The sequence below is a fragment of the Nocardia arthritidis NBRC 100137 genome, assembly GCF_001612765.1.
GTDB classification, from domain to species: Bacteria; Actinomycetota; Actinomycetes; order Mycobacteriales; family Mycobacteriaceae; genus Nocardia; species Nocardia arthritidis.
This window is the reverse complement of the sequence record NZ_BDBB01000045.1, coordinates 11,595-25,988: the sequence shown is the minus strand read 5'-3', so window position 1 is coordinate 25,988 and position 14,394 is coordinate 11,595. Positions and strand designations below refer to the sequence as shown.

Sequence of the window (14,394 nt, the reverse complement as noted above, 5' to 3'; positions counted from 1 at the left end):
AGAGCGGGGACGAGCCGCGCTCAGCCGCCGGTGATCGTGGTAGCGAGGCAGGAGGTGTGGTCGGCGTGCCGTGTTCGACTTCGGTTGCCGCGCGGACGAGTAATCGCATTGCCGCAGGCCGCCCGCCTCTACCGATGCCCGTTCTCTACCTACGCGACCATCCTGTGTGTCGACCTGCTGCGCGGTGCCCCGAACGCGGCGCGGCGGCGCACCGCATGGACCGAACGACGACGATGTCGCGACGATTCGCGCCGAGTTCGCTCGCCCGCGCTCGCCGAAGACGCTTCTACTGTGGGAGTCACGCGTTGACCACGCCCCGAGACCTCGACCAGACCATCAACGATTGTGGCGCCCACCACGGTTCGCCCATCGATCACGGGATCGAGCGGGCATCGCTGCATTCCCTGGAGTTCGCCGCCGATCCACATCGCGCCTACCGGGAGATGCGGGCCCGCTACGGGTCGATGGCGCCGGTCGAGCTGGCCCCGGGCGTGCCCGCGACGTTGGTGCTCAGCTATCACACCGCCGTGCGAATCATGCACGACCCGCAGCACTTTCCCGCGGACCCGCGCGCCTGGCAGGCGAACGTCCCCGCCGACTGCCCGGTGCTGCCGGTACTGGAGTGGCGTCCCAACGCCATGCGCAGTGTGGGCGCGGCGCACGCGCGCTACCGGCAGGTCAACACCGCGAGCATCAACGCCGTCGACCTGCACGGCTTGCACGAAACGGTGGAGCGGATCGCGGCGGGGCTGATCGACGCCTTCGATGCGGTGGGCAGCGCCGACCTGGTGTCCCAGTACGCCCTTCCGCTGGCCTTCGAGGTGATCAACGCCCTGCTGGGCTGCCCGCCGGAGATCGGGCAGGAGGTGGCCGCCGCGACCGCCGCCGTGTTCGACGGGGTGGACGCCGAGGAGGGCAACCGTATGCTCGGCGCCGCGCTGATGCGGCTGATCGAACTGAAGCGCGCCGAGCCCGGCCGAGACATCACCACGCGACTGCTGCGACATCCGGCCGGCTTGGACGACGCGGAGGTGATCCACCAGCTCGTCGTGCTCTACGGCGCGGGCATCGAACCGCTGCAGAATTTGATCGTCAACACCCTGCTGCTGATTCTCACCGACGACCGGTTCGGCGGCGACGTCCTCGGCGGGAGCCTGTCCACTCGCGATGCGCTGGACGAGGTGTTGTTCACCGACCCGCCGATGGCCAATTTCTCGGTCACCTATCCGCGCCAGCCGATCCTGATCGACGACGTCTGGCTGCCGGCCAACCAACCGGTCGTGATCAGCTTCGCCGCCTGCAACAACGACCCGGCGATCGGCGGGCACAACCACAGCGGCAACCGGTCGCATCTGGCGTGGGGCGCCGGACCGCACGCCTGCCCCGCCCGCGACCCGGCCTATCTCATCGCCCAGGATGCGGTCGACCAGCTGCTGGACGCGCTGCCGGAACTGCGGGCCGCCGTGCCGGTGCACGAAATGACTTGGCGGCCGGGGCCTTTCCACCGTGCCCTGGCCGCGTTGCCGGTCGTTTTCCCGGCAACGCCGCCCTGGCGATCCTGAGATCCGGTAACCGGTCAGGACGGTATTTTCGGTGCGAGGCGGGCGAGGTTCGCCGGTCGCGCGAAGGTATCGGCGAAGGCGTCGGCCAGCGCCGGTTCGTGCTGGGCGGCGAGCATCATCTCCTGCATGGCAGGGGGCGGATCGAGCACCGTCGCCGTCCACCGCGCGGCGGGGTGCGCCACAGCCGTCAGCCACGGCGCGGCCGCCCACTCCATCCACGCGCGGTCATAGGGACCGTCCGGGTCGTGCAGGATCGCCTCGCCGTAGCGGATCGCGCAGTGCACGGCATTGTTGGCGCCCTGCGCGCCACCGGGATCCATCCGGCAGACGACGTCGCCTCCGCCCAGCACCGGCCGTCCCGAGGGCAGGGCGCCCGCCGGACGACGCATGACCGGGGTCACCGCCCCTACCAGCGTGGCCCCGGCGTCGGTCGGTTCGGCGTGCCGGTAGCGATCGGCGAGTTCGGCGGGCAAGTGCGCCGCCAGCAATCGCCTGGCCTGCGTCCAGCGCTGCGCCGGCGTGCCGTGCTGGTCGAATACGTCCAGCGCGCCGCCCGGCCGCGCCTCGAAAAGCAAGATCTCACAGCGGCGTTCCTGCCCCGGCCGTCCGGTCAGGCCGGGATAGGAGATCACTTCACCGTGCTCGGGTAGCGCGGTGTAGGAGCCGAGGCCCTCCGGGTCCGGCTCGACACCGTCCAGGTACAGCACGGCGAGCCGCCGCAGCGCCGTGGCGGGCGCGGGCCACCCCGGATCGGCCTCGAAGCAGTCGGCGAGTTCGCGACCGGCGCGGGTCACCACGGTCAGGGCGTAGTCGGCGGCGGCCCGATCGAGTTCCGCCACCGAGGGCTCGGCGATGCGCAGGTCGCCGCCCGCGGCCAGGAACTCGCCGAGCCAGCGCGCGAAGACCGTCCGCTGATCCACGCTCTGCGCGGGGCGGGTGAATCGTCCGGCCCAGGTCACCACCGTGGCACGGTCGACGGCCATGGTGAACCGGATACCTTCGATGGTCGGGGCGGTCGAGCGCCAGAAGCCCAGGCCGAGGTCCGATTCGAGGTCGAGCGTCGGCGGGAACTTGACCTGGGTGCTGGTCACCGTTCCGGTGAGCACCGCCTCGGCGTCCCGATCGGTCACCAGCGTGACGGCCCGGCCGCCGCGCAGCAGGCGATGGGCGAGGGGTAATCCGCATTCGCCCGCCCCGAGTACCAGTATCTGTCCCACCCTTTTGTCCTTCCGGTCGTGCGATCGACTACCGCGACAGCGCAATAGTCCGCGTATAGGTGGGTGCGCCACATCGGTAGAGACCCCGCGAATCTCCGGATGCGGCCGGACTACGCTGCATTGTTGTGTCGGTAGGACGTGCGTCGAACCCGGGTTTCCCACCCGCGCCCGCCAGTGATTTCGTCGGGCGCGAACGTGAGCTGGACAGGATCGGAATGGCGCTGCTGGGCGGGACCCGCCTGGTTACGCTGATCGGCGCGGGCGGCATCGGCAAAACACGGCTGGCGACCGAAGCGGTGCACCGGTTCCACAAGGCCCGGCGCGTTCCGGTGCACTGGGTGCGCCTGGCGTTGCTGTCGCGCGACGCCGACGCGGCGGCGGTCGAGGAACTCCTCGCGCGGTCGCTGATCCACGCCGACTTCTCCGGACGCTCGGCGTGGGAGGCGGTGCTGGACACGCTGCGCCGCCGCGACGCGGTCGGGCGAACCCTGCAGACGATCCTGGTGATGGACAATTGCGAACACGTCCTGGACGGCGCGGGCCGGGTGATCGCCGACCTGCTGGAGGCGGCGCCGGGCCTCACGGTGCTGGCCACCAGCCGCGAGGCGATCGGCTGGGTCGACGAGCAGTTGGTGCCGGTGCCCGCCCTGTCCAGGGAACAGGCACTGGCTCTGTTCCGCGCCCGCGCCGGCCTGACCGGGCACGCCGTCGGCGACGACGAGACCGAACTGGCGGTGGCGATCTGCCGTCATGTGCACAACCATCCGCTCTACATCCGGCTGGCCGCCGCGCGGCTGTCGCGGCAGCCGCTGCCGATGATCCTGCGCGACCTCAGTGGTGAGGCGACCGACCGGCGGCTGCGCTGGTCGCACGGTCCCCGGGTCGGCGCGGAGGCGCGTCACCAAGGCATTCGCGACGTCATCGCCTGGTCCTACGACCTGTGCGGGGACAAAGAGCGGTTGCTGTTCGACCGGCTGTCGGTGTTCGCGGCCGGGTACGACGTGGACCACGAGAACGCGGACCCGGCGGAGTCGGACGTCGGCGCCGAATTGGAGGCGATCGAGGCGGTCTGCGCCGACGACGAGCCGGACGGCCTGGCCCGCGCCGAGATCGAAGGCCTGCTCGAGCGATTGGCGGACCAATCGCTGGTCTCGGTGCATCTGACCGCGACCACGGTGCGGTATTCGCTGCTGGAGAGCGTCCGCCTGTTCGCCCAGCAGCGCGCGAGCGAACGCGGCGGTGAACCGGCCCGGCTGGCGCGCAGGCACCGCCGCTACTACCGCGACAAGGTCGTCGCCGCCCGAGCCGGATGGTTCGGCCCGGACGAACAGCGGCTGCTGGATTGGGCGCGGGCAGCCTGGGACAACCTGCTGTGCGCGATGGCGGGCAGCCTCGCCACCGCGGAGGAGGCCGCCGTCGGGCTGGAGATCGCCGCCGGGCTGATCGCGCTGCGCTGCCCGTTCCTCATCGGCTCGCTGCGTGAACCGCGCCGCTGGGCCGAGCGCACGCTGGCCGCCAGCCGGGAACTCGCCCCGCCGCCGAAGCCGCTGCAGGTCACGACGATGTCGCTGATCGCGTGGATCAGCCTGTGTCAAGGCCTGCACCACGACGCCGAACGCATGCTCGACGAGTGCATCGCGCTGTGCGCGCCCGACCGCGCCGCCCGGGCGGGCTGGCGCGAGCAGCCCGACCACGACCTCGGTCTGCCCGCTCCGGTCGAATTCGCCAGAGGAGCCGAGATGATGCTGGTGGACCGCGACGTACGCGCGATCGCGGTGCTGGCCCGCGCGCGAGAGAAGTTCTCCGCCGACGGTGACCGTGGCGGGGCCGCGATGAGCGAACTGTTCGAAGCGCTGGCCTCGGCGTTGCTCGGGACACCCGCGCAGGCCTTGGAGATCTCCCAGCGGCACCTGGAGCACGCCGAGCGCTCCGGGGCGCGGTGGGCGGCGTCCTGGGTCGGCCTGGCCCGGGCTATCGCACTGACCAAACACGGTGACCCGGAGCAAGCGCTTGCCGTGACGCACGCGTCGCTGACCACTCAGCTGGCGATACGCGACCAATGGGGCGCGGTATGGGCCGTCCACATCCGTGCCTGGGCACTGGCGCGCCTGATCCGCGACACCGACGGCGAACGCTCCGGCACCGTGACGGATTGGGCGCGCGAAGTCGCGCGCCTGACCGGTGGCGGCGCCACACTGCGGGACAGGATCGGTGTGGACATCGCCAATCTCGGCCCGTTCGCCACCGAGACCGACATCGCCGCCGGCACCGCGCGGGCGGTCCTGGGCGAGATCGCCTTCGCGGAGGCGGAGCGAGAGGGTGCGTTGCTGCGGCCGGAACTGGGCGAGGTGGCGCAGCTGGCGCTGGGGAAGCTGTCGCTGGATCGCCTACCCGTCGAGCATCCGGTCCGGCGGCACCGTCCTTCGCACTGGGAGGACTTGTCGGCGGCCGAACAGGAGGTGGCCGTGCTGGCGGCTGCGGGCTGGACGAACACCGCCATCGCCGCCCGGCGCGGCAGTTCGTTCAAGACGGTCGACGCCCAGATGGCCGCGATCCTGCAGAAACTGATGATCGGCTCGCGAGAGGACATCCGCGCCCTCGTGCCCGCCGACCGGCAGGCCCAGGTGACCGAGGAGGCCGCGCGCAAACCGCAGCGCGCCCGGCGCTGAGGCGAGCCCCGAATCGCATTCGGCCGAGCTGTCCGGTGGTGTCGTCGGCCCCGATGACAGGCCACAGGCCGGGCGACGCCTCTGCGGGATGCCGCCCGGCCCGCTACCGGCCGGATTCGCCGAGGCGACCGGTGCTCACTCCGCCCGTTTGCGCGCGGTGATCTGAATGCCGGGCTCGCCCGGGATGCGTCGCACCGTCGCGTCGGTGATCGGGAGATCGGCCACCAGGTCGCGGCCGTCCTCCAGATCGAGGCCGTAGCCGGCGATGTAGGTGCGGAAGAACGGAAGGCAGGCCCGGGCCATCGGCTGCGGCAACTTCCAGCGGTCGACGAAGGTCCGCGCGTCCTCGAAGGTGCAGCCCCGATCGGCCTCGATCACCAGCAGCAGCCCGCCGGGCCGCAGCACCCGGATCATCTCCGCGAGCCCCTTGCGCTGATCGGGCCAGTGCTTGATCGAACCGGAGCTGATCACCGCGTCGTAGGCGGCGTCGGGGAACGGCAGGTCCGTCGCCGATCCTTCCCGGAACTGGATGCGGCTGCCCAGCGCCGCGCCGCGCTTGCGAGCCCTGCGCACCTGCTGCGGGGAGAGGTCGATGCCGGTCAGTCGCAGCGTGGTCCCGGCGGTGGCCAGTCCGACCGCGAGTTGCCCACCGCCGCAACCGACATCGAGGACCTGCGCGCCCTCGTCGAGCTGGGCGACGATGTCGTCGAACAGGGTGGGGGTCATCTCCCGCACGGCATCAGAGATGAAGTTGTCGTAGAACCACGAGTCGATCGGGTTGTAGCGCTTGGTCTTGTCCAGCAGGACGGTCATGGCGTGCTCCTAAACGCGGGTGGCGAACTTGATCTTGCGGCCGAGAGTGTGCGGTTGTTGCTGGGCGATAATCGTTTCCTGGACGCGCTCGCGGCTGCTGCGCACGATCTCCATCGCCTCCTTCACCGCGACGTCGATGTCCATCACGGTGGGGATGTCGAGCATGGAGACGATGGATTCCAGGCGCTGTTCCGGGGTGCCGCGTACCGTCACGACCGGCTGCCCGAGCTCGCTGATCGCGTGCAGCAGTTGCCGATCGGAGATGGCGCGGTAGCGCTCGTCGACCGGCCGGTGGCCGTCGGGGTCCATCGGCACCTCCACCGGGAGGTGGAAGAAGATGTCGTAGTTCTGCCGGGCCCGCTGCCGGGCCATATCGCCGTAGGCGTTGAGGTAGCGGCGGTAGAACGGCCGGCCGGGCAGCGTGATGGTGTTCTTGACGGCTTTGTGCCATCGGCTCGATCCGGGGTTGGGACCGGTGACCAGTCGCGTGGTGCCGTAGACCCACTCGTTGAGCACCGAGCCGTCGGCGATGAAACCGCCCTGGGCGTCGAGGATCGCCTCGGCCTGGATGCGAAGCTCCAGCCTGCGGAAGCCGAGCGCCATCAACTCGGTGGTGCTCAAATCCTGGAACCGCATGCCCGGGTAGAGCTCGGTGACCACCTCGCGGGCGGAGGAGGCGTCCACCCGGGGGATGCCGGTCAGCAGGGACAGCGCCGTGGAGGTCGTCGTCTTTCCGGTCGAATAGGTTCCGGAGATGACGATACGTCGATAATTGTTTCCCGACATGGGAGTGCCTTTCCGATCGTTCGGGGGATGGGCGGGTCAGGCGGGCAGCCGATGCGCGAGGTCGTATCGGATCTCGCAGCCCGCGAAGTCCGATGCCCAGCTGGAGATGCGCCAGTCGCCGCCGCCGAAGGCGAGGACCATCGAGCGCACCATGTGCGTGGTCGCGGTGCCGGAGGTGAGCGGCGCCGGGGGAGCGGACGCGCGCGCGGTCATCCGGCGCATCCACAGCGTCTCGCTGTCTTTGCGGGCGATGTTGTCCAGCTCGTAGAGCACGACCTGGGACAGTTGCGCCAGGATCACCGTCGCGTCGACCAGCGTCACCGAAGGCTGGTAGGCGTCGGCCACACCCTGCCAGGGACCCGCCGAATCCGGTTCCGCCAGAGCGAAATCGGCTTGTGCGCGGCTGCCGCGGTCGGAGACGACGACGTTGCGCAGATACTGCCCACGGGCGTAGACCCCGCCGTGGAAGTATCCCCGCCCGGTCTCGTGCACGGTGCGCCGTGTGGCCTGCGACGGTCGCGGCGGCGCGGGCAGCGATACGGTGGCCTCCAGGCTCATGCCGCCGCCCAGCGCTCCGGTGACGTTGATCGTGTTCCCTTCCACCGCGACGACCGTCGCGCTGATCGGGAACTCCTCCAGCGATTCCGTCGCGATGGTTCCGCTGCTGAATTGGACGTACGGCACCCAGCACGACCGGATGTCGCTGTCGGTGAGCCCATAGCACTCGCGCAGGATCACCTCGAGCAGCCGGTAGCCGAAGATCGAGCAGTCGATGCTGCTGACGTGCGGCACCAGCACGCGGGTGCTCTTGCGCGACCAGTCCAGCGGATAGTGCACGCCGGCCGTCGCCGTCAGCCGCGGACGGTCCTGCGCGTCGCGGTCGAGGGCGATGTCGAAGACGCGGTGCGTGATCCGTTTGTACCCCTCGCCGAAGAACCGCCCGTCCCGGTGGCCCAGCACGGAGTCGATATCGGCGTAGGCGATCAGTTCGGTGGACATGTCGGTTCCTTTCATGCCGCGGCCTGCGCGTCGGCGGGCTCGGCGAACTGGCTGACCACCTTGGCGCCGATGCCGCGCAGGGACAGGCCCCGGCTGAGTTCGAGTGCGGAGATCTTGACGTCGAGCTCCTTCTCGGTGCGGGCCCCGAATTCCATCGCCATGAGCGAGTCCATGCCGAGGTCGGTGACCGGCTCATCGATGTTGATGGCGTCGGAGTCCACGCCGAGCACCACCGCGAGTTGATCGGCTAGGCGCTGGGCGACGAAGTCGGCGCGCTGTTCGGTGGGCAGCGTGAGGATCTCGGCACGCAGGGTGCCGCCTGCCTCGCCGCCGACGCCGATGTCGGCGAGCAACTGGCCGAAGCGCCGGGTGTCGGTGGACGGCCGCGCCACCCGCGACCACACCGTCCAGTCGATATCGGCCACCGCGACCTGAGCGCTGTCGAGTGCCAGGCATTCGCGCAGTAGGGCGGTGGCGCGGTCCATGTCGATGGGCAGGAAACCGATCGACTTCACGTAGTCCGCCAGTGCCTCGGTCTTGTCGGCCATGCCGCCACCGCTCATGAACCCCCAGTTCACCGCCAGCGCCGCCGCGCCGCGGGCACGCCGGTCGGCCGCGAGCGCGTCCAAGGCGGCGTTGGCGGCGGCATAGCCGACCTGCGGGGTGATGCAGCCCAACGCGCTGATCGAGGAGTACAGCACGAACATGTCCAGTTCGATCCCCGCGGCCTCGACCGCCCGGTCCAGATGCTGGGCGCCACGCACTTTGGCGAACAGCTCGTCGAGCGACTCAGGCGTGATCTGCGGGATGGGCAAGTTGTTCACCACCCCCGCGGCGTGGAAGATCCCGCGCAGCGGTGCGACCGACCGGATACGGTCCACCAGCGCTGCCGTGGCGGCGTAGTCGGCGATGTCCACTCGTTCCTCGATCACCGCCACGCCGGCCGCTGTGAACGCCGCGACCTGGTCCTCGGCCTGTGGCGTGGACGCGCCGCTGCGGCCGGCCAGCACGAGTTTCCGTGCGCCCTCGGCGACCAGCCAGCGAGCGGTGGCCAGGCCGAAGCCACCGAAGCCGCCGGTCACCAGATAGCAGCCGTCCGGGTCGATGCGCGGGTGGGCGAGCTCGGGGCGCACCATCGGCTGTTCTTCGCGCAGGTCCAGCACAACCCGGCCGATCTGGTCGGAGCGTGCGACGGACTCGAAAGCCGCGGCCAGCTCCGACACCGGATAAGCCGTGTAGGGGAGGTACTGGTATGTGCCCGAGCGCAGTGCCGCATGGCTCGCCCGCATCGGCATGCGCAGCAGTTCCGGGTCGTGGGCGAGGGCGCGGTCCATGTCGACGGAGAAGAAGGTGAGGTTGCGGTCGAAGGGGCCGAGATCGATGACGCCGCCGGTGTAGATGTCGGCCTTGCCGATATCGACCACACGACCGAATTCCGCCGCGACCCGGAAGTTCTGCCGCAGGATCTCGCCGGGAGCCGAACTGTAGACGACGTCGACGCCGCGCCCGCCGGTCAGATCGGCGATCTCGTCGACGAAGTCGGCCGATCGCGAGTTCAGTACGTGCTGCGCGCCGAGCAGGCGCACCTGCGCGCGCCGCTCGGGCGTGCCCGCCGTCGCGATCACCGTCGCTCCGATGTCCAGCGCGACCTGCACCGCGGCCATGCCCATGCCGCCCGCCGCGCCGTGCACGAGCACCGTCTCATCCGGCCGCAGGCGCGCCAGTGTCCGCAGCCCGAATTCGGCGGTGAGGAAAGGCAATCCGGATCCGCAGGTGAGCGGGTCGTAGTCCTCTCCGGGCAGCAGCTGGTGCGGTAGCGTCGCGCCCGCGTCGACGGACATGGTCACGTACTTGCGCAAGATGTCCCGGGCGCACACCATCATCCGGTCGCCGACCGCGACGTCGGTGACGCCGGGCCCGACGCGCTCGACAACGCCGGAGCCCTCCATACCGACCGTCGTGCCGAAATAGGTTCCCGCGAGCTCCTTTTCGGTGAGCACGCCGATGACCTTCATCGCGTCCTTGTAGTTGAGCCCGGCCGTCTCCATCCGGACCTCGATCTCGCCCGGACCGGGCGCGACCCGGTCGACTCGGCGCAACGCCAGATCGGACAACAACCGGGACTTCGGAATCTCCACCACGAAAGAGGCTTCCGGGTCCGACAGCGGGACGGCGCGGTCGCGCTCGTCGAGGTGGGTGCCGAAATTCCGGTCCAGCCGCACCGCCCAGTGGTCGTCTCCCCGCACGCCGATCTCGTCGAGCGCGTCCTCGGCGAGAACGAGATCGGTCGGCGGCGCCGCGGCCTGTGCTCCCGCGTCGACCAACCGCCACGCCGCGGCGGGCTGTTCGTTGAGCAGGGCGCGCCGCGCGCCCACCAGCGCGCCGTGCGACACCTGGACGGCGGTGTCGGCGGGGGTGCACAGCGCGTTCTCGGTGACCACGACGCTGTGGACACGAACCTGGGGCGCGTCGGCGAGCAGATGCTCGATGGCATTCGCCACGCGCGCGAGCCAGTAGACGTTGCGCGCCCCGTCGAGCGCCGTGCCGAACACATTGACCACCCGGATCCGTTCGGCGATCGGCACACCGTCGGGTGAGCGCAACGCCAGCCGCAGGCGCTCGTCGTTGTCGTCGGCGTCCGCGTCGGCGAGCACGACGGTGACATCGGTCCGGTCGCCCAGCAGTGCGGCCGCGCGGCCGGCCGCGTCGGCGCCCACGCAGACGGCGACCACGGCCTCCTCGGCGGGAGGCTCACTTGCCGGTGCCTCGACGATCTCCCAGATGGGCTGGTAGAACACCCGTTCCAACTGGTGGGTGACGTCGACAGCCGCGCTGACCGGGCGGAACTCGACGCCCAGCAGCCGCATCGCCACCTCGCCGTGCTCGCCGACGACGGCGATGTCGGCGCGCAGCGGGGCCGCTCCGCGGCGGGTCACCACGACCCGCGGCCGCTCCGGCAGCGCGCCGAGCAGGCGCACCCCGGCGATGGCGGCGGGCACGATCGCCACGTCGGTATCCGAGTCCGCGGCCAGCGCGGCGACGCATTGCAGCGCGGCGTCGACCACCGCCGGGTGGGCCAGGTGCCGGATCGGTGTCGCCCGCTCGACCGGCGCGAGCGAGGCGACCACCGCGTCCGCGCCGACCACGGCCGAGACGATGCGCTGGAAGGCAGGCCCATAATCCAGCCCGCGAGCCGCCAGCCCGCGATAGAGATCCGCCCCCGCGACCGCGGCGGCGTGCTCAGGGGCCTCGACGTCCACGACGGCGGCGGCGAAGTCGGCTTCGATGAGCCTGCCGTGGGCGTTGAGCGTCCAGGTGGTGGCGGTGGCCGAGCGTGAGTGGATCCGGAAGCGTTTGGTCGATTCCTCGACACTCACCCGCAGGACCGGGACGTCGTGCTCGTCGATCACCAGCGGCGCCACGAATTCCACCGATTCGAGGCCGACGCTCGTGCGGCCGGTGCGCTCGACGGCGGCGCTGAGCGCGGCATCGAGGTAGGCCGCGCCGGGCAGCACGACATACCCGTCCACGACATGGTCGCGCAGCCAGGGCAGCCGCGACACCGACAGCTGCACCTCCCATTCCGAGCTCGCCGCCGTCGTGGGGTCACCGAGCAGCGCGTAGCCCTCCGGCGTGCCGAGACGATCCAGCAGGGTGACCGGCTCGTCGTGCCACACCCGTTTGCGCTGCCACGGGTAGGCGGGCAGATCCAGGTGCTCGACGATCGAGTCCGGCCGTCCGGGTACGGCCGAACCGTCCAGCGAGCCCGCGACATACAGATCCGCGACAGCGCGCAGCACGTTGTTGCGGTCGCGCAGGTCGCGCGAGAGCGTGGTCACCGCGGCGCCGATCACTCCGCGATGGATCAGCATCTCGCGGATGTTGCCGCTGAGCACCGGGTGTGGGCCGACCTCGAGGAAGACCCGGTGGCCCGCGTCGACCAGTGCGCCGATGGCGTCGGCGAACCGGACCGGCTCCCGGACGTTGCGGCACCAGTAGTCCGCGTCCCATTCCGTGCCCGCGATCTCGGCGGCGGTCACGGTGGAGTACGTGGTCAGTTTCGCGTCCCGCGGGGCGAGCTGGCCGAGCGCGCCGCGCAGGTCGTCGAGGATCGGGTCCATCAGATGGCTGTGGTAGGGCACCTCGACCCGCAGGCTGCGCGCGAACGTGCCGGTGGCCGACAGGGTGTCGCGCAGCAGTTCCAGGTCCTGGCTGTCGCCTGCGAGGGTGACCGCGCCGGGGCTGTTCACCGCGGCGATGGAGATGCTGTCGGTGCGGGCGAGCAACTCCCGTGCCTCGCGTTCGGACATGCCGAGAGCCAGCATGCCTCCGGTGCCCGCGGTGGTCGCCTGCAGCCGGGCGCGGTGGTAGCTGACGGTGAGCGCGTCGCGCAGCGACAGCGCGCCGGAGACGTACGCGGCGGTGACCTCCCCGACGCTGTGCCCGACCACCACCGCGGGATACACGCCGTACTCGGCCAGTTCGGCGGTCAGCGCGGCCTGCAGCACGAAGTTGGCAGGCTGCGCGAACGCGGTGCGCACGATCCGCGAGTCGGCCTCGTCGGCGAGCATCTCGTCCAGGATCGACCAGCCCGCGATCGAGACGAACTCACGGTCGATCTCCCTGGCCACCTTCGCGAACGTGCTGTCGGTGGTGAGCAGCTCACGCCCCATGCCCCACCACTGCGGGCCCATCCCGCTGAAGACGAAGACGGGCTCCACCTCGCCGTCACCGATGACCCGCGACGGAGCCCGGCCCTCGCCCGCGGCGAAAGCACGCAACTGGGTGCGCAGATCGTCGGCGTCGTCGTAGGCGAAGCCGACCCGCAGGGGGTGGTGGGCGCGCCGGGTCCAGGCGGCCGCGGTGACCGCGTCGGCGGGATGATGGTCGAGCGCGAGCGCGAGGTTGCCCGCGAGCGTGCGCACGGCGGTCTCGTGGCGGCCGGAGATCGGCAGTACCTTCGGCACCGGGCGTTCGTCGTCGGCCCGCGCGGCCCGCGGCGGCGCTTCGGAGAGGATGACGTGGGCGTTGGTGCCGCCGTAGCCGAAGCCGTTGACCGCGACCACGCCCTTGCCCGGCTGCGCGGGCAGCGGTTCGGGGAGCAGCGGGACCCGTAGTCGGAGCTCGTCGAACTTGATCTCCGGATTCGGTGTGGTCAGGTCGAATTGGGGCGCGACCGTGCGGTGGTGCAGGGTGAGCGCGGCCTTGATCAGGCTCGCGACCCCGGCGGCTGCCTCGGTGTGCCCGAAGTTGTTCTTCACCGAACCGACCGGCACCGGCTCGGCGCGGCCGTCCACCGCGCCGTACACCGCGCCCAGCGCCGACATCTCGAGCGGGTCGCCGACCGCGGTGCCGGTGCCGTGCGCCTCGAGGTAGCTCACCTCGTGCGCGGCGACACCGGCGTCGTCGCGCACCTGACGGGCCAGTTGTTCCTGAGCAACGGGATTCGGCACCGGGATGGCCATGGTGCGGCCGTCCTGGTTCACGCCCGTCGCGCGGATCACGGCGTAGACGCGGTCGTTGTCGCGCTGCGCCACGTCGAGCGGCTTGAGCAGCACCGCGCCCGCGCCCTCGGCGCGGCCGTAACCGTCGGCGGCGGCGTCGAAGGTCTTGCAGCGCCCGTCGACCGAGAGGAACCGGCCTTTGCACATCGAGATGAACGTCTCCGGCTGCAGCATCGCGTTCGCACCGCCGGCCAGCGCGATCTCGCACTCGCCGTTGGCGATCGCCTGCACCGCGAGATGCGTGGCCACCAGCGACGACGAGCATGCGGTGTCGACGGTCAGGCTCGGGCCGTGCAGGTCGAGCAGATAGGAGATGCGGTTGGACAGCAAGGTATGCGAGGCGCTCATCGCGGTGTGGCTGGTGATCGCCGAGCGGACCAGCGGACCGCTGCGTCCGAGCACGTTGTCGAGGATGAAGCCGCCCACGTAGACACCGACCCGGTGGCCGGAGACCCGGCCCGCCATGCCCGCGTCGTCGAGCGCCTCCCAGGTCACCTCCAGAAGCAGCCGCTGCTGCGGGTCGAGGATGGCGGCTTCCTTCTGGGCGATGCCGAAGAAGTCGGCGTCGAAATCCCACAGCGGCTGGGTGAGAAATCCGCCGCGCCGGGTGTACATACGCCCCGGCGCGTCCGGATCCGGGTCGTAGTACTTTTCGATACTCCAGCGATCCGGTGGGATATCGACGATCCCGTCACCTTTGTCGAGCAGGAAATTCCAATAACTCTTCGGGTCGAATACACCGCCTGGAAACCGGCAGCCGATACCCACTATTGCAATGTCGACCATTATTTCTCCTGGCCTGAAATGCGGGTCCATGCTGAGCCCCCCGACCGCAGCAGCACAA

At 70.5% G+C, this 14,394-nt stretch carries 7 protein-coding genes; 2 read left to right on the top strand and 5 right to left on the bottom strand.

The window, feature by feature from the left end; all coding sequences use genetic code 11:
* Positions 1-305: 305 nt before the first annotated feature.
* Positions 306-1,562: a cytochrome P450 gene (locus NA8_RS26595; protein WP_063053091.1), complete on the top strand. Its 1,257-nt coding sequence runs from the start codon at positions 306-308 to the stop codon at positions 1,560-1,562.
* Between the two features lie 14 nt (positions 1,563-1,576).
* On the opposite strand, the gene NA8_RS26590 is transcribed toward NA8_RS26595, so the two are convergent.
* Complete coding sequence (locus NA8_RS26590) at positions 1,577-2,779, bottom strand: styrene monooxygenase/indole monooxygenase family protein (RefSeq protein ID WP_063053090.1); 1,203 nt, start codon at positions 2,777-2,779, stop codon at positions 1,577-1,579.
* A 125-nt stretch (positions 2,780-2,904) separates the two neighbouring features.
* Between NA8_RS26590 and NA8_RS26585 the strand changes: the two genes are divergently transcribed.
* Positions 2,905-5,448 carry a helix-turn-helix transcriptional regulator gene (locus NA8_RS26585; protein ID WP_157106938.1) on the top strand — a complete coding sequence of 848 codons (2,544 nt, stop codon included), beginning with the start codon at positions 2,905-2,907 and terminating at the stop codon, positions 5,446-5,448.
* 135 nt (positions 5,449-5,583) lie between these two features.
* Here the strand turns inward: NA8_RS26585 and NA8_RS26580 are convergent, their stop codons facing one another.
* From NA8_RS26580 to NA8_RS26565, 4 genes are read right to left on the bottom strand one after another with little or no spacing between them, the layout of a single operon-like run.
* Entirely contained in the window at positions 5,584-6,261 is a 678-nt protein-coding gene (locus tag NA8_RS26580; protein ID WP_063053088.1) for a class I SAM-dependent methyltransferase, read from the bottom strand.
* Between the two features lie 9 nt (positions 6,262-6,270).
* Positions 6,271-7,047 (bottom strand): ATP/GTP-binding protein, encoded by a 777-nt coding sequence (locus tag NA8_RS26575; RefSeq protein WP_063053087.1) that lies wholly within the window; start codon positions 7,045-7,047, stop codon positions 6,271-6,273.
* 36 nt (positions 7,048-7,083) lie between these two features.
* Positions 7,084-8,046, bottom strand: coding sequence for an AvrD family protein (locus NA8_RS26570; RefSeq protein ID WP_169810568.1), 963 nt, complete (start codon positions 8,044-8,046; stop codon positions 7,084-7,086).
* A gap of 11 nt (positions 8,047-8,057) precedes the next feature.
* On the bottom strand, positions 8,058-14,336 hold the full coding sequence (locus tag NA8_RS26565; RefSeq protein ID WP_063053085.1) for a type I polyketide synthase: 6,279 nt from the start codon (positions 14,334-14,336) through the stop codon (positions 8,058-8,060).
* Between the last annotated feature and the right edge of the window lie 58 nt (positions 14,337-14,394).

Bases quoted from the DNA above. Each gene is read 5' to 3' on its own strand.
- NA8_RS26580 (WP_063053088.1), bottom strand. From the start codon at position 6,261: ATGACCGTCCTGCTGGACAAGACCAAGCGCTACAACCCGATCGACTCG.
- NA8_RS26575 (WP_063053087.1), bottom strand. From the start codon at position 7,047: ATGTCGGGAAACAATTATCGACGTATCGTCATCTCCGGAACCTATTCG.
- NA8_RS26570 (WP_169810568.1), bottom strand. From the start codon at position 8,046: ATGTCCACCGAACTGATCGCCTACGCCGATATCGACTCCGTGCTGGGC.
- NA8_RS26565 (WP_063053085.1), bottom strand. From the start codon at position 14,336: ATGGTCGACATTGCAATAGTGGGTATCGGCTGCCGGTTTCCAGGCGGT.